Origin of the sequence: Thermococcus profundus (assembly GCF_002214585.1) — an archaeon.
Taxonomy (GTDB): Archaea; Methanobacteriota_B; Thermococci; order Thermococcales; family Thermococcaceae; genus Thermococcus; species Thermococcus profundus.
Genome location: NZ_CP014862.1, coordinates 1783655 through 1798783 on the forward strand (window position 1 = coordinate 1783655; position 15129 = coordinate 1798783).

Annotated in this window: 13 protein-coding genes and 1 pseudogene; 8 read left to right on the top strand and 6 right to left on the bottom strand. The window is 52.9% G+C overall.

Annotated features, from left to right (window positions below):
- Positions 1-168: 168 nt before the first annotated feature.
- Both A3L09_RS11155 and A3L09_RS09570 read right to left on the bottom strand, forming a co-directional pair.
- A pseudogene (locus tag A3L09_RS11155) lies at positions 169-999 on the bottom strand (right-handed parallel beta-helix repeat-containing protein); the annotation flags it as partial.
- 265 nt (positions 1000-1264) lie between these two features.
- Positions 1265-2716, bottom strand: coding sequence for a cobyric acid synthase (locus tag A3L09_RS09570; RefSeq protein WP_088858741.1), 1452 nt, complete (start codon positions 2714-2716; stop codon positions 1265-1267).
- A gap of 67 nt (positions 2717-2783) precedes the next feature.
- Here A3L09_RS09570 and cobT point away from each other — a divergent pair, with 67 nt between their 5' ends.
- Positions 2784-3785, top strand: a complete 1002-nt coding sequence (gene cobT, locus A3L09_RS09575) for a nicotinate mononucleotide-dependent phosphoribosyltransferase CobT (protein WP_088858742.1) — start codon at positions 2784-2786, stop codon at positions 3783-3785.
- 8 nt (positions 3786-3793) lie between these two features.
- On the opposite strand, the gene A3L09_RS09580 is transcribed toward cobT, so the two are convergent.
- The 4 genes from A3L09_RS09580 to A3L09_RS09590 are packed head-to-tail and all read right to left on the bottom strand — an operon-like array spanning position 3794 to position 7161.
- Positions 3794-4342, bottom strand: a complete 549-nt coding sequence (locus A3L09_RS09580) for an adenosylcobinamide amidohydrolase (RefSeq protein ID WP_088859047.1) — start codon at positions 4340-4342, stop codon at positions 3794-3796.
- Between the two features lie 35 nt (positions 4343-4377).
- Positions 4378-4554, bottom strand: coding sequence for a hypothetical protein (locus tag A3L09_RS10970; RefSeq protein WP_198362268.1), 177 nt, complete (start codon positions 4552-4554; stop codon positions 4378-4380).
- Positions 4555-4587: 33 nt separating this feature from the next.
- The gene (locus A3L09_RS09585; RefSeq protein ID WP_088858743.1) at positions 4588-5220 is read right to left on the bottom strand and encodes an HVO_0476 family zinc finger protein; all 633 of its coding nucleotides are present in this window, start codon (positions 5218-5220) and stop codon (positions 4588-4590) included.
- 45 nt (positions 5221-5265) lie between these two features.
- On the bottom strand, positions 5266-7161 hold the full coding sequence (locus tag A3L09_RS09590) for a phosphoadenosine phosphosulfate reductase domain-containing protein (protein WP_088858744.1): 1896 nt from the start codon (positions 7159-7161) through the stop codon (positions 5266-5268).
- Between the two features lie 389 nt (positions 7162-7550).
- Here A3L09_RS09590 and A3L09_RS09595 point away from each other — a divergent pair, with 389 nt between their 5' ends.
- The 7 genes from A3L09_RS09595 (at position 7551) to A3L09_RS09625 (ending at position 15099) form a co-directional block, all read left to right on the top strand.
- Complete coding sequence (locus tag A3L09_RS09595; RefSeq protein WP_088858745.1) at positions 7551-8066, top strand: hypothetical protein; 516 nt, start codon at positions 7551-7553, stop codon at positions 8064-8066.
- 1 nt (position 8067) lies between these two features.
- Positions 8068-9915: a hypothetical protein gene (locus tag A3L09_RS09600; protein ID WP_088858746.1), complete on the top strand. Its 1848-nt coding sequence runs from the start codon at positions 8068-8070 to the stop codon at positions 9913-9915.
- Between the two features lie 46 nt (positions 9916-9961).
- On the top strand, positions 9962-10570 hold the full coding sequence (locus A3L09_RS09605) for a chromosome assembly protein (protein ID WP_198362269.1): 609 nt from the start codon (positions 9962-9964) through the stop codon (positions 10568-10570).
- Positions 10567-11184 (top strand): hypothetical protein, encoded by a 618-nt coding sequence (locus A3L09_RS09610; RefSeq protein ID WP_088858747.1) that lies wholly within the window; start codon positions 10567-10569, stop codon positions 11182-11184. Before A3L09_RS09605 ends, A3L09_RS09610 begins: the two co-directional genes overlap by 4 nt.
- 75 nt (positions 11185-11259) lie before the next feature.
- A complete protein-coding gene (locus tag A3L09_RS09615) occupies positions 11260-11505 on the top strand; it encodes a hypothetical protein (protein WP_088858748.1) in 246 nt (81 codons plus the stop codon).
- Positions 11505-13970 (top strand): protein kinase domain-containing protein, encoded by a 2466-nt coding sequence (locus A3L09_RS11065; RefSeq protein WP_232473525.1) that lies wholly within the window; start codon positions 11505-11507, stop codon positions 13968-13970. Before A3L09_RS09615 ends, A3L09_RS11065 begins: the two co-directional genes overlap by 1 nt.
- A 4-nt stretch (positions 13971-13974) precedes the next feature.
- The gene (locus A3L09_RS09625) at positions 13975-15099 is read left to right on the top strand and encodes a pentapeptide repeat-containing protein (protein ID WP_088858749.1); all 1125 of its coding nucleotides are present in this window, start codon (positions 13975-13977) and stop codon (positions 15097-15099) included.
- The last annotated feature ends 30 nt before the right edge of the window (positions 15100-15129 follow it).

Here is a 15129-nt window from a genome sequence, read left to right on the forward strand (position 1 = left end):
CGACAAGATTCTGTAAGAAGCGGGTGAATCCACCAGCGGGTATCCATCGACGTTGCTGCTGTCAATGGTATAAGGTGAGTCCCAAACGCCATCGCCGTTGCTATCGGAGCCTGTGTAATCGCTCCAGTAGTTCCCAAGGTAGCTGGCAAAGACTCTCCCCTTATACTGATAGGGAATCTTCTCCAGAGAATACCACCTGTTGACACCAGAACCGTCAGAGTAAACATTACGAGTGTTGTCTAGGTAATTCAAGTAGAGAACATTGCCCTGGGACGAGTATATAACTCTAATTCCATAGTAATTGCCGACCAGCATGTTGTTAAACACTTTGTTGTCATTGCTTGAGTCATAAAGATCAACTCCATAATTGCCGTTGGTTATTACATTGTTGGCGATAGTATTGTCGTCGCTTGAATCCCACACTGCAACGCCCCACACGTTACCATCCATGGTATTACCGGTTATTGTGTTGTTGTTGCTGTCGTCATTGAGCCAAACCCCGGAATCACCGTTGTTGTTCAGTGTATTGTTAATAATAAAGGTATGATCGGAGTGTCCCAAGTAGACACCATCCCAGGAATTACCACTCAGATTGTTGCCAGTGATCGTGGTGTTGCTCGAGTAGTACAGATATACTGAGGAACCCCCATTGTTTAGTATTGTGCTGTTAGTGATCGTGGTGTTAGAAGCATAGGATAGATAAACACCCTTAGAAAACGAGCTTATTTTCAGATTTCTCAGCGTTACGTTCCGAACGTTTTGAACGTAAACACCGTACCCGTTTCCGGTTCCGTTTATCCAATGTCCTCCACCGTCAAGAACCACGTTATCAGCCTGGATTGTCAATGCGGTGTCGCTAATGCCCGTAAAATCCGAGCCGAGAACGTAGCAACCAGACACAGTTATGGTGTACGGGAGACTGTCAATCGTGGTGCACCCATCTACAGGAACCGAGCTGACAAATCCTTTCGGGACTGTACTTCCAAGCAGTACTAACACCAGAATTACCAGCGGGACACCTTTCCTCAAATGAACACCACCATATGCTAAAGAGGTAGAGATATATTTAAAGATTGTTACCTAGAAATATCTAATTAAAAATGAACAAAATTAGAACATAATTATGACAAAAACCTATGAATGGGTGATAAGACCAAGAAATTCCAGGATAACGGATATATTCACAAATGGACCAAACTCGTTGCAGATTATCCAAGAAGATTATAATGGAGAGTGAATTTTCCAAAATCACGTCTGTGGGCAACTAAAACCCCAGCCTCTCCACTATGTACTCAACATCAACGCTCTCCTCCACAACCCTGGAAAACCCCTCTATCTCCTTCTCAATGCTCCACTCTTTGACCCTCATGGGCTCAAGGCCCTTCTCTGTCCTCAGCATGTTGAGAAAGCGCTCAGTGAAGATGAAGTTGTGGAAGATGCCGTGGAGGTAAGTGCCGAAGGTCCTCTCGCCTATTGCCCCCTCTGGCTCGAAGGCTTTGGCCCCGTTTACCGATGTTATCACTGAGAAAGGTTTATCGCTTGTGGAGCGGCCCATCCTTATCTCGTAGCCCTCAACCATCATTCCCCTTGCCGGCTCCCACAGCAACTCAGCCTTCAGGTGGTTGGTTCTCTTTTCCCTGGTAAAGACGGTTTTAGCTGGGAGAATACCAATGCCCCTGACTCTGCCCCTCCCAGATTCAACCTCGTCAATAATCTCCTTTCCTAGCATCTGGAAGCCGCCGCAGATTCCAACAACGAAAGAGCCCTCGCGGTGGGCCTCGATTATCGCATCCTCAATGCCGTTCTCCCTCATCCAGAGCAGGTCCTCAACAGTATTCTTGCTTCCTGGGACTATTATGAGGTCGCCCTCTATTTCCTCCGCCCTCGTTACGTAGTCCACGCCGTTCGCCCACTGGAGAGGCTCAAAGTCCGTGAAGTTGCTTATGTGGGGAAGCTTGATTATCTGGATGTGGAGATCACCCTTAACCTTCGGGAACTCGGTGAGGGAATCTTCCTCAGGCAGGCGGTGGTCAACGTAGGAAACTACACCCAACACGGGCTTTCCGTAGCGCTTTTCAAGGAACTCAAAGCCGGGCTTCAGCAGGGAAGGATCGCCGCGGAACTTGTTGAAGACGAAGCCCATGACAAGGTTCCGCTCCTCCTCGCTCAGAAGTTCCATAGTTCCGACTATTTGAGCAAAGCTCCCGCCCCTGTCTATGTCGGCCACCAGAATTACCGGAGCGTTAACAGCTTTTGCCACGCGCATGTTGGCTATGTCGTAGTCCTTGAGGTTTATCTCTACTGGAGAACCTGCCCCTTCGATTATAACAAGGTCGTGCTCCCTTATCAGCTCCTTCAAAACTCCAATGGCCTTCTCAAAAAGCTCCTCCTTCTTTGAGAGCATGTAATCTCTAGCCGAGACGCTCCCAATCGGCTTTCCCATGAAGACGACCTGGCTTCTCATATTGCCCTCTGGCTTGAGGAGGATGGGGTTGAACTTCACGCTCGGCTTTTTCTTACAGGCGAGAGCCTGAAGGTACTGCGCTCTGCTTATCTCGCCCCCTTCGATGCTTGGAGCCGAGTTGAGGCTCATGTTCTGGCTCTTGAAGGGAACGACGTCATATCCCAAGTTCGTGAATATCCTGCAGAGGGCCGCAACGAGGAGGGACTTCCCGGCACCGGACATAGTCCCCTGAACCATCAAGGCTTTCCCCATGTTCCCACCGTTCCCAATCCGCCGAAGGACATATAAAGTCTTGGATAAAAAGTCCATGGTGGTTGAAGTGAAGAGCCTCTTCGCTCTAGTGTTAGGAAACACTGAGATAAGTCTGATCCCCGGAATAAGTGCCGCCGGAGCAACTCCAGAGCTTACGAAGCTTACTCCGCCGGCTGACGCCGAATACCTCTTCTATGAGAAGCCAAGGATAATAGATGCCATTCCAGTAACCCCCGAAGGTCATCCAACGCCGGCCATAATTACCAAGGCCGCGAGGGAGCTTGCGAACTTTCCGATACTCGTGGTCAGGGGCGGAACTTATCTCGCTCCCCTAGTCCCTCACGTCCACATAAGCTCCGCGGTGGGGAGGGACTTCAGGAAAGGGCCTGCCCTTCCGGAGTTCGGGGAGATCATCAGGATGGCAAAGATCCTCGGTGAGGAGCTGAACAAGACGGAGGTAGAGGAGCTGGTTATAGGAGAATCGACCCCCGGCGGAACAACAACAGCTCAGGCCGTCCTCTGGGCTATAGGCTATGAAGCGAGAACAAGCTCGGCATCACCCGAAAACCCACAGAGCCTCAAGGAGGAGGCAATTAACGAAGGCTTTAGGAGGGTGGGGATTGAGAAGGGCCAGCTAAGGGGCAACCCTCTGGAAGCTCTAAGGCAGTTTGGCGATCCGATGATGGCGGCCGTTGTGGGCTTGGCACTCGGTTTCAGGAAAAACATCGTCTTGGCTGGAGGAACGCAGATGCTCGCTGTATCGGCCCTCCTCAAAGCCCTCGGTGAAGATCTGAGCCGGTTCATGATAGCCACTACAAAGTGGGTGGTCAAAGATAAGAGCGCCACCTTCCTCGATACTGCTAAGGAAATCGGTATAATCACCTACGCGGCCGACCTCGACTTCTCGAAGAGCGAGTTTAAAGGATTGAGGGACTACGAGAACGGCTACGTCAAGGAAGGCGTTGGAGCAGGGGGAGCCACCTGGCTCGCCGTTAAGGCCGGCTTCTCGCCCGAGGAGGTCTCGGCGAAGGTTGAGGAGCTTTACAGGAGGCTCATGGGGATGAAGTGAACGCCTTCTTATTCTCTGCTCTTTTCCCACTTCTTAAGGCTCTCCTCAAGGGCTTTCCTAACGGCCCTGCCGATGTCTATCCCGAGTTCCGTTGCAGTCCCTGCCCACTCCTTCTCCCCTTCGAAGGCGAAAACTCCGATCCCGTCGCTCGTCGTTCCGGTCGCGTTGTAGCCGAGCTTTAGGAGAGTGTAGGTCTTAGCCTCAGTTGCCGTCATTATCGCGTTGGCCATTGCCCCTATCGTTAGGCCGTCTTCGATTACAACCGCGATGTTTATCGTCCCGGGCTTCCAAGGTGGTGGAACTTCGCCGGCTATCGCAGGGTTTGTTATTCCGGCGGTTATGTAAGCTGTAACGTTTCCGCTCCTTGAAACTGCGAGGACTTTCTCAACGTCCGCCGCGGTCATGAAGCCGACGAAGTTTTCCAGACCGTTCTCTCGCTCGAACTTCAGGCAATCAGCCCTGTAGTCACCGGAGTAGTTCTTGGGGACCCTCATGAAGAAGAAACCGTTGGCGGTTGTTAGCCCTCCCCTGTGGGGGGCGTTGCTCAGTGCCTTCATAGGGCTCTCGAAGGCGAGTATGAAGTGGCTGAACCTCACCGCCTCCTCCCCCGGTGATAGTCCATGCGGAGGGCTACGAAGAGGAAAAGGAACAGTATCGTGATGTAGTAGCTCACACGGAAAGGAATAGCCCCAACGATGCCGAGGGTGTAGAAGAAGACCAAGATGAGAACAAAAACGAGGAGGGCCCGATAAGCGGTCTTTCTCTCCATGGGACCACCTCAGGAAAGAGGCATCATCACCGCTCAGGAGCGGCCAAGCTCATCATTGGACTCCCTGCGGTAGCCCCTGTAAACTTCAAGTTTCCTCCGGGCCCTCGCGCGTGGGATGTGGTGGCCCATCAGGGCTATGATCTCGTCCCCCCTGGCCTTCCCGTGGTGAAGCATCTTCCTCTCGGTCTTTATCTTTTCTACCCTGAAGGTGTAGCCCTCAACCTCCAGGACTTCTCCGACAACGAATTCATCATCGCGCGAGACCTTCACCTTGAAGGCCTGGGTAACGCCCTTAGGAAGGTAGATCGAGACCTTTACAACCTTCGGATAGGTGAGGCTCTCTCCCCAGAGCGTCTTGACCTCCTCAACCCTGGCCCTCTCTACCCTCTTGTCGCCTTCAAGCTCTATTCCGGTTATCCTGACCTCGTCGTCCTCAGTCTCAACTATGTCGCCTATCCTTATCTCCTCCCCCTCAGGAAGCTCTGCCTCGCTCTTGAAGCTCCTCTCGTGCTTGCTGACGATGAGCGGGACCTTCCTGAACTTCGGAAGGGTGATGTGCCAGACGTTACCGCAGTCGTTACAGCGAAGGGTCAGCTCTCTCCCCCTCTCCCTAATGACCTCAACGTTCTCGCTACCGCATTCAGGACATACGAACAGCTCTTCCATTTCTCTCACCGGAAGTGAAGAGGGGAAAACGGTTTATAAACCTGCCTAAAGCTGGCTCCCCTCCTCTGGGTTCTTGATCTTCAAGAGCGGGCAGACCTCCATGCACTCGCGGCAGTGGGTACAAGAATCCCAGTCAACGACTATCTTCTTGCTCCTCTCGTCTATGCTTAACGCGTTCTCCGGACATTTGCCGACGCAGACACCACAGCCGACGCACTCGTAGGCCCTCTTGACCAAGTAGTAGGCGCTCCAGGCTTCCTCCTCGTTCGGGGCTCTGGCAGTTCTCGTGCCAGTAAGAAAGTCAACCTCGCCTGCCCTGATAACGTCCCCCTCGACCTCAACCTCCCCGAGAATTGGAGCGACCTCAAGGAGCCTCTTCTTGTTTAGGACTGTGTTGAAGGTCAGCTCATAGCCCTTGTCGGTCTTCTCGATCTGGACTTTCACCGGCTCCCAGGAACGCTCCTCGGGAATACCAACACCCAGCTTCCGCGCTATGGCCTTCTCACCTTTACTCAGCTTCTTCCAGCGCCAGAAGCCGTAGGTGATCCATTCCTCCGGCAGGTTAAAGCGCCTCCTCCAGTAGTCAAGCGCTTTCCTCCACTTCTCCCATAGCTCGGGCTTCTCCCTCTTCAGCCTCTCGAACTCAGCTAGGGACGCACTCGGGCAGAGGAAACAGCCGATCCTGTCAAAGCCCCTCGCGTAGAGCGGGTTGTACTTCAGCTTCCTGCTGAATATGTAGAGCCAGACCTCTATTGCCCTCCAGTGGAAGATCGGCGATGCCCCAATCTCGTTCGGCACCCACTCGTTCCTCCACACCCTCGGCTGCTTGAAGCGCTTTATGCTCTCGTACTTCCTCTGACCAACGAACATGAGGACGCCCTTCGGGTAGTTCTCTTTTATCGCCATCGTTATCGGCCCGAGCTTCGTCACCTTACAGCACCAGCGGTAGTCCCTTCCGGGAGGTGAAAACACATAAAGAGCTCTCCAGAAGGCATCGCCTGCATCGGCCACTATGAACCTCACTCCCTTCGGCTCAAACTCTTTCCTCAGCTCTTCGACGTACTGAACGGTTTCAGGGAACTCTATTCCCGTGTTGTTGAAGAAGACCGTGAAATCGCCCCCGAACTCTTCCAGTGCCAAACCGAGAACCGCCAAACTGTCCTTTCCACCTGAAAAAGCGACCGCCTTCGGAAGGTTGGAATATTTGTTGGCAACCCTCCTCATGAACTCCCTGCTCTTCACGACCTTCTCCTCCAGCGCTACCCTGTTCGCCCTCAGAACGTCCTCCATGGTGGCTTTCTTTCCCTCGCGGTAGTTGATCGCTTTCTGCCTCTTCGGCTTTACTCCAGTTCCCCTCTCACCCCTGATCAGGGCGTCGTAGTCCTTCTTGGCTATCCCCGTAGCAAAGACATCTCCGTCTTCGGTGACGAGTACAACTTCATCCCCAACCCTTATGCTCGGATCGGCTTCGACCACGCCGACGGCCATCAGGTTTGCTCCCTTCTTTATTGGCTCCACCGCTCCTTTATCCACTACCACCCACTTCTTCATCCTCTTTCCGAAGCGCTTCCAGAGGGCGATAGCTCCCTCTACCTTCAGCCCGGCGTGCCACTTCAGCTCGAGCGGGTCGAACTTGACGTAGCCAAAAACGTATCCATCTAGGATTATCTCGTAGGCGTCGTCCTCGCTCGGGAGCTTGTTTAAGAGAACCACTTTCCTGTCTAGGATTTCAACTATGTCAACGCCGTAGTGCTCCATAAAGACAGAGCGGATGAACTCGATGTCCTTCTCAAAGGCAAAGCGCAGATCCCCCGGCGGCGTAACGTTGAGCCTGAAAACGCCTTCCTTTCCGTGAACTGCGCAGGAGTCTCCGATGAGCGGAACGTTGCACTTCTCGCACCAGTTTATGTAAGCCTTTCCAAGGAAGACAGGTCTCCCCATTTTTCCCACCTGGAGATGGAATGGGATGGGGGTTTATAAGGGGGACGGTCTTTTTCCTGAATTTCCAGGAGAGAGGGGTACCAACAACGAACATTCTCAAAGAGTAGAAAAGAAAAACCGGGTCCTATTAAAGCCCAAACAGATAGGGTGATGGTATACAAAATAAAGATCAGCCAGATTAAATATGAAACCGGACGATATACGAAAACCATTTATTCCTCTTGCGCCATAACATTTTGTAAATGCCTCCCATCATATCACCTACAGCCAGATACATCGTGATACATGGAGGATGTCGTAGCAACGTGAAACTCGGAGATAATCTCTAGTTTCCAAAATGGAGAAAAGTTTAAATAGGATGAAATCACCAATAGGAATGAGTGGTGCATATGGGATACATAATATTTGTCGGCTATGAGACGGACGCGGAGAGGAAGCGCATCGACTATCTCCTCGACAAGTGGTCCGGAAAAGCCGTAATAAAGAAGCCGAGGGGCACGGTGATATACATAGAGACAAAGAATCCAACCGAATTCCTCGAGGAGCTCTTCTCCAAGCTTGAGGGCAACGTGGACGAGAAAGTTGAGGTCTACAAGGCGGAGCCCCTTAGGGAGGGTGTGGAAGCCCGAAAAAAGAGGCTGGACTACACCCTGCCCGAGGAAAAGAGGATCGTCGAGCGCTTTGTGGGGTACCTTCTCTCAAAGCTGAACGCCAGCCTGACGTCCTCCGACGCTGTAGCGAGGATTTACAACGTCTACACCAGGAAGGGAAGGGCCACGATAAAGGTCATCATCAGCGGCAACGGAAAGTCCCACGTGACCTTTGAGATCGAGGGTTTTGGTGAGGCCGTTGATTTTCTGGCCGATAGGATTGATGAGGAGCTGAAAATCTTCGCGGGTGATTGAGATGGGAATATTCGAGGAGGGAAGGACCGACTGCGTTAAGGAGCTGCTGAAGCCGGCCGAGAGGGTCTTGAAGGACGGCCTCGACATCTCCAGGGAGAAGTTCGAGAAGAGGGCAAAGCTTTGGGAGCAGATAGACGAGAACTACGACCGCTACAAGGACGGCGAGTGCGGGGAGTTCCTCAAGGATCTAGACGACCACTTCAGGAGCAAATTCGAGGGGGCCAGGGCGATACTGGCCTGGAGTTTCCGGAAGAACGGCGAGGACTACCCACCGGCCAAAAACGCTTACACCCAGGAGGAACTCGAGGCCCTCGAGAGGGTTCTCCGCTACAACGTCTTCGAGATATACACCAAGGAAGACGTGATGAAGAAGATCATGCACAGGGACACCAACGTTATGGCCCTCCTGAGGGACTACTACCACGGCCTCGACAGGTGGATGGACGGCGTTCTTAACGATCCTGAGATAGCGCTGGCCCTAAGGCACTTCCTTAAGTCGAAGTGGGAGCTATACAAGGGGAAGGTGAACGAGGCCATAGCGGAGGCAACCCTGCGCTTTGACTGGTTCAGGGATGCACTCACCCACGTGGAAGAAGAAGAGAGAGCGATCGAGAGAACCTACCAGAGAAAAATCGAGCGCAAGGAAGAGGAGATAGAAGAGCTACGCAGGACCATGGAGGAGATGCTCCGCCAGTTCGAGCGGGAGCGCGAAGAGATAGTCAAGCGCGTTTCATCGGCCAAGGAAGAGGAGATAGAGAGGCTCAGGCGCGAGAAGGAGGAGCTCCAGAAGAGGTTCGAGGAAGAGAAGCAGAGGCTCATAGAGGAGATAAGCAGAATGAAGGACGAGGAGGCGCAGAGGAAGCTCCAGGAAGAGCTCAAAAGAGTAGAGGAGGAAATGAAGGCCCAGATAGACGAGATGGAGGAGTCACTGAGGAGGAAGGAGCTCGAACTCAGGCAGAAGGAGCTTGAACTGAAGAAGAAGGAGATGGAGCTCAAGCGGAAGGAGGACGAGGTGTCCGAGAGGATAAAGAAGGTCATGGAGCTGGCTGGAAAGGTCGAGAAGGGCTCCCGCTTCGTCAAACGCGATGAGGCAAGGATACTCGAGATGAACTTCGTCGGCAGGATGAAGAGCAAGTTCAAGGGCGATGTAAAGCTTCTCGGAAGGACCTTCAAGGTCGATGGAATCGAAGAAAAGCCCACCGCAGATAAGAGCGCCTACGCTGGGAAGCTCAGTGAGAGGGATCTCAAAAACGTGCCCGACAACAGGGTCGTTGAGGTTCACCTGAAGGAGAAGAAGCTCATCGGGAAGAAGGAGGAGCTCAAGGTCAAGGCCCTCTTCTACGGAAGGCCCGACCGCTACGCTGAGGTTGGCTTTGACACCGATCCCCTGGAGCTGGCGGACATAAACGCCCTCCTCGTGGATGCCAGGGAGGAGGCGAAGAACGGCCGCGTCGTTCTCCTCGTCGCCTCACCTACCGGCTTCGAGAGGAGGATAGCCAACTACGTGAACTCCCAGGACTTCCACAGAAACTTCACGTCCGAGAACGTTTCTTTAGCGCTCCTCGATCTTGAGAGCGGAGAGCTGATCTACAACCCCCACGACGAGTACGCAAAGGCCTTCGAACCTATGCTCCGCCTCGAACGCGATGAGGAGCTGATGGCAAGGGTGAAGGACTTCCTTGAGGACAAGATAAAGGTCAGGGGCTACGTCCGCCTTGAGGATGCCCTCGAGAACTTCGCGGAGGACGTTGTAAAGAGGGCCTTCCACGAGCTCGTGAGGGAGAAGGGCTACATAACCAAGTTCATCGAAGGGGTCGGCTACGTCCTCGTGAAGGAGGGACTACTGTGAGTTTTTCGTTGTTTAACCCTAACTCTAACCTCTGGAGGTGTCACGAATGGGACTGATGGATAAGGTCGGCGGAATGTTCGGAAGGAAGAACACCCTTGAAAAGCTCTCCATTAGGGAGCTCCAGGCCGAACAGATAAGACTGAAGAACAGGCTGGACAGGCTGAAGAAAGAGCTTAACCAGATCGAGAAGAAGAAAAAGCAGCTCTTCCAGGAGGGAATTGGAGCTGACAAGCTCAAGAAGAAGATGCTCGCGCAGGAGATCAAGAGCCTCGACCTGGAGCAGAAGCTCAAGCTCAAGGACTTCACGACGGCCCAGAGGCAGTACACCCTCGTCACCAACATGATAATCATCAAGAAGTACGAGAAGGAGCTGAGGAAGACCGGAATCTGGGAGAAGCTCTCCAGCGTCGAGCCTGAACAGCTCGAACAGGCGCTGATAAAGATAAACCTCGACGGCAAGGAGTTCGACGAGATGGTCGAGGGCCTCAACAAGGTCTTCGAGATGGAGGTTGCCGAGTTCGAGGAGAGCGAGGACGAGACCGAGAGGGAGCTTATGCAGGCCTGGAGCCAGGTGGAGGCTGGCGAAGCCGACGTCGAGGAGGTTGCCGAAAAGGTCGTCTCTATTGACAAGAAGCTGGAGGACGAGGAGTTATGAGCCTCTTCTCCAAATTTTTCGGAAAGAAGAACCCCCTCGACATCCCCCTCTCCAAACTGAAGGAGAGTCAGATAAAACTCGATTATCAGATCCAGAAGATTGAGAACGAGATGGCCAGCATAGACGCCGAGATAGCGGCCCTCTTTGAGAGGGCGAAGAAAGCCAGGAGCAAGAGCGAAGAGCTAACCATAGCCACCAAGATAAAGACCCTCAACCAGAGGAAGAAGAACCTGCAGAAGACCCACGCCCAGCTCAACAAGCAGCTCATGCTCATAAGCAACCTCACGATAATCAAGGAGAACGAGGCCATTCTGAAGGGAACGCCCACATGGGAACTTCTCCGGAACATGTCGCCCGAGGAGCTCGAGAAGCACCTCACCGAGATGCAGCTCGACGCTCAAACCTTCAACGAGAACCTGAACCAGATGCTCGGCATAACCGACCAGACAATAGGGGCTGGAGTCGAGTTTGAGGAGGATGAGGAGTTAGCCGAAATAATGCAGGCAATTCACGCCGTCAAGGAAGGCGAGCTTGAGCCGGATGAAGCCGCCGGAAAGGTTACCGGCGAGGAGAGAGAGAAGAAGGAAGAGAAGGAGATTGTGGAGGAGCTTTGATTTTTCTGATTTTTCTGGTTAAATCAGCATTGTGAGAATCAGTTGGCTGGTATGGCGTGATTGGGGGTAAGGGGAATGAGGAAAGTTGTAACTCTCATACCGGTAATCCCTAGTCATGAGACAAAAATTGGCGATGATGTAATGGTGCATAAAACTATGATGCACAAAACTGTAATGCAGAGCTATGGAGTGTTCGTAGCCGATGTGGGAGAGCCCATAATGGTGATGTTCTCAAAGTCCGGCTTCACCGAGAAGGCCAGGGAGGTAGCGAAGAAGTTGGGAGTCCTCCTGGTTGATGGGGGTGAACCGGGGGTGTTGTGATGTCCTATTGGGCTAAGACGTATGGAAAAGGAGCAGCTCATGGAGTGGCTGTGGATAGGAACGGGGATGTTATAGTAGTTGGACAAACCAACGAGGAGAACGCGTTCGTTGCTCGCATTGACAAAGAAGGAAATGTAAAGTGGTTCAGGACTTACGGGGGAAGCAACATAGACTGCTTTAACGACGTGAAAATAGCCCCCAATGGGGATATCATCGTAGCAGGCTGGACTGAAAGTTTCGGTGCTGGTGGTTACGATGCGTGGGTTCTCAGACTTGATAAGAATGGGAACGTGAAGTGGCAAAAAACCTACGGAGGAGGCAAAGATGATTATGCCTCCGCCATTGCCCTAGCTCCTAACGGCGACATTATTGTGGCCGGTTGGACCTACAGTTTTGGTGCTGGTGGTTCTGATGCGTGGGTTCTCAGGCTTGACGAGAACGGCAACGTGAAATGGCAGAAAACCTATGGCGGCAGTGGTATTGATAAAGCCCGCGCGATTGCTTTGGTATTAAACGATGAAATCATTATCGCCGGACTAACTAATAGTTTCGGTGCCAGTAACGGAAATGTATGGGTTTTAAGGCTCGACGAGTATGGAAATGTGAAGTGGCAAAAAACCTACGGAGGAGAATGGGGTGATGAGGCTTACGCGGTCGCTCTAACTAACGAGGGAGATATCATCATTGTCGGAGAAACAGGTAGCTACGGTATGGGAGAAGGAGATGTCTGGGTCCTCAGGCTCGACGAGTATGGAAATGTGAAGTGGCAAAAAACCTACGGAGAGAACAGTCATGAGACGGCTTACGCGGTCGCTTTAGCACCAAATGGTGATATTGTCTTAGCTGGCCACACATACAGCTTCAGCTCTAACGCTGGGAAATTTCCAGATGCCTGGGTTCTCAGACTTGACGGGAATGGAAAAGTGAAGTGGCAGAAAACATGTGGGGGAGATGGGTGGAACAGCTTCAATGACGTTAAGATCTCCCCAAACGGAGATATTATTGTTGCGGGAGAGATTTATGATTTCAGCAGGAGTATAGGAGTTCTTCGTATTTCACCAAACGGAGAGATACCGGGCTGTGACATCCTCCAGAAGTCCAAGGCTGTAGTGATAGAGACTAACACAAAGGTAACCAATACGAAGTGTGACGTAACGATTCCAGCTCCGGAGGACGTGAAGATATTAACATCAAAAGCGACCGTATCAACTCCAACCGTCAAAATTAAGACCCAGTGCGAGTGGAGCAATCCCAAGACTGAAAAGCTCCAGAGTCAAGACTTATCCTCTGAGGTGAGGATCCAGGAGGAATTCCCCTCAAAGTTTCAAGGCTTCCCCCAAGCCCTCCTCTCTCGCTATGAACCCCTTGAGTCCCTCGGCAAGGGGGGCTTCGCCAAGGTCTTCAAAGCCAAAAGGAAATCTGACGGTAAAATCGTTGCCCTTAAAATCCCTCGCATAGACGAGAGAACAAGTAGTCTCTTCATCAAGGAAGTGGCGGCATGGTACAACCTCAACCACGAGAACATCGTGCGGCTTTACAGAGCGGACATTCTGCCCGTTCCATACCTTGAGATGGAGTTCGTTGAGGGCGTTGAGCTTAATGGAAAGGTCATCAGAGACCTCGAAAAGTATCCGAAGCCCGTTGATGAGGAGACTGCACTCAAAATCATTACCGGCATCGCCGAGGGTTTAAAGCATGCACACTCGAAGGGCATCTACCACCTTGACCTCAAGCCCCTCAACATCCTTCTCAAGAGCGATTTAACCCCAAAAATAACCGACTGGGGATTAGCAAAGATAAGCGCGAGGAGCTCGCTCTCAACTCACAGCGGCTACTCGCCGCTCTACGCGGCCCCGGAACAGCTCGACGAGGAGACCTTTGGAGTCCCGGATAATAAGACCGACATCTACCAGCTCGGCCTCATCTTCTACGAGCTTCTAACCGGAGAGCTTCCCTATTCTGCCACGACACCGGGCGCGCTAATCGGGAAGATACTCCACGCAAAGCCGAAGAGATCATCAGAGGTTGACCCTGCTCTGGCGAAGTACGATGGCCTCTTTGAGAAGCTTTTGGCAAAGAAGAAGGAAGAGCGCTTCTCCAGCGTCGAGGAATTCCTTGAGGCTTTGAACTCTCTAAGGGAGCTTGAGAGAGAAAAGGGAGAGCTGAAGAGAACAACGATGGCCATGAGGAAGAGCCGCTCGCGGGAGGAGTTCGAGAAGCTGAAGGTCGAGAGCGTGAGAAAAACCGTCAAGATAGCCCTCCTGAGCGCGAGGCTCAACGACAAGGCCGAGCTTCTGAGGGCACTCGACGATCTGAGGTTCGAGACGCGGGAGAACTTCGACGACCTCGTGAGGGCCATCGAGCAGGTCGAACTCCTCCTAAGGGAGGGAATACCGATTGGCAACGAGACCTTCGAGATGCTCAGGGCGCTCCTCCTGCGGATAGAGGGGGAGGTGGTGAGGTGATTTCATGAGGTGCACCTACGAGTACCGCCACTCCATAAAGGAGTGCCCACGGGAAGCCCTCGAAGGCCTACCCTACTGCATATTCCACCTGCCGGAGGGCGGAAAGGACCTTAGCGGGGAGAACCTGAGCGGCGAAGACCTTGAGGAGGCCTACTTGAGCGAAGCCAACCTGAGCGGGGCGAACCTAAGCGAGGCCAACCTCCGCTACGCCGATTTAAGCGACTCCAACCTTGACGGGGCTGATTTGAGCTGGGCAATCCTTACGGGCGCCGACCTCAGCGGCGCGAGCGCCAAGAGGGCAGACTTCACGAGGGCTAATCTGGAGGAGGCAGACCTGAGCGGGGCCTCGCTGATAGGGACAAACCTCTCCCTCGCCAGCTTAAGGGGTGCGAACCTCACGAGGGCTGATTTGAGGGGGACAGAACTCTACGGGGCGGAGCTTGAAAGCTCAAACCTGCTCGGTGCAGACCTCAGAGGAGCGAGGCTCCACGGAGTTTCGTTCAAGGGAGTCAGGAACATCGAGCACGCGCGCCTCGACGCTAAGGTTATCGAAGAGGTTGAAGGGGACCAGCTGAGAAAGGAAAATCCTCAGAGGGCCATCGAGTCCTACCTCAAGGCCCTCTCGGTCTACCTTGAATTAAAGGAAACCTTCCGCTCACGGGGCCTCTATGACAGGGCGAGTGCCTATACAGTAGGAGAGTGGAGGGTAAGGGGGAAGGTACAGAGCATCGCCCACAGGGCTGAAAGTCCCGCCGAACTAGAGGAGTTCGTGCCCTTAACAGCCAGGAGCGGAAAGCGGTGGCTCATTGCATTGGAAGGAAAGACGAGATGGCTTTTGAACGTCATCTACCGCTTAACGTCAAGCTACGGGGAGAGCGCCTCAAGGGTGCTCATAACAACGATAGCAATTGTGTTCGTCTACGCAGTTATTTACTGGCTCGCCGGCGCCCTAGGGAATTCTTCCTTCGCCGAGAGCCTCTACTTCAGCCTCGTTACCTTCACGACGGTCGGCTACGGCGACATAGTGCCCAAAGAAAGCTACCGCCTGCTCGCTGCCAGCGAAGCCTTCGTCGGCGCGTTCCTGATGGCGTTTTTCGTTGTTGTGATAAGCAGAAAGCTTATTAGGTAGAATGAGAATTTAGTTCATCCTGAAACGGTG

Excerpts from the sequence above, each read along its gene's own strand:
- A3L09_RS09570 (WP_088858741.1), bottom strand. The coding sequence starts at position 2,716 with ATGGGGAAAGCCTTGATGGTTCAGGGGACTATGTCCGGTGCCGGGAAG.
- A3L09_RS09580 (WP_088859047.1), bottom strand. The coding sequence starts at position 4,342 with ATGAAGGCACTGAGCAACGCCCCCCACAGGGGAGGGCTAACAACCGCC.
- A3L09_RS10970 (WP_198362268.1), bottom strand. The coding sequence starts at position 4,554 with ATGGAGAGAAAGACCGCTTATCGGGCCCTCCTCGTTTTTGTTCTCATC.
- A3L09_RS09585 (WP_088858743.1), bottom strand. The coding sequence starts at position 5,220 with ATGGAAGAGCTGTTCGTATGTCCTGAATGCGGTAGCGAGAACGTTGAG.
- A3L09_RS09590 (WP_088858744.1), bottom strand. The coding sequence starts at position 7,161 with ATGGGGAGACCTGTCTTCCTTGGAAAGGCTTACATAAACTGGTGCGAG.
- A3L09_RS09595 (WP_088858745.1), top strand. The coding sequence starts at position 7,551 with ATGGGATACATAATATTTGTCGGCTATGAGACGGACGCGGAGAGGAAG.
- A3L09_RS09600 (WP_088858746.1), top strand. The coding sequence starts at position 8,068 with ATGGGAATATTCGAGGAGGGAAGGACCGACTGCGTTAAGGAGCTGCTG.
- A3L09_RS09605 (WP_198362269.1), top strand. The coding sequence starts at position 9,962 with ATGGGACTGATGGATAAGGTCGGCGGAATGTTCGGAAGGAAGAACACC.
- A3L09_RS09610 (WP_088858747.1), top strand. The coding sequence starts at position 10,567 with ATGAGCCTCTTCTCCAAATTTTTCGGAAAGAAGAACCCCCTCGACATC.
- A3L09_RS09615 (WP_088858748.1), top strand. The coding sequence starts at position 11,260 with ATGAGGAAAGTTGTAACTCTCATACCGGTAATCCCTAGTCATGAGACA.
- A3L09_RS11065 (WP_232473525.1), top strand. The coding sequence starts at position 11,505 with ATGTCCTATTGGGCTAAGACGTATGGAAAAGGAGCAGCTCATGGAGTG.
- A3L09_RS09625 (WP_088858749.1), top strand. The coding sequence starts at position 13,975 with ATGAGGTGCACCTACGAGTACCGCCACTCCATAAAGGAGTGCCCACGG.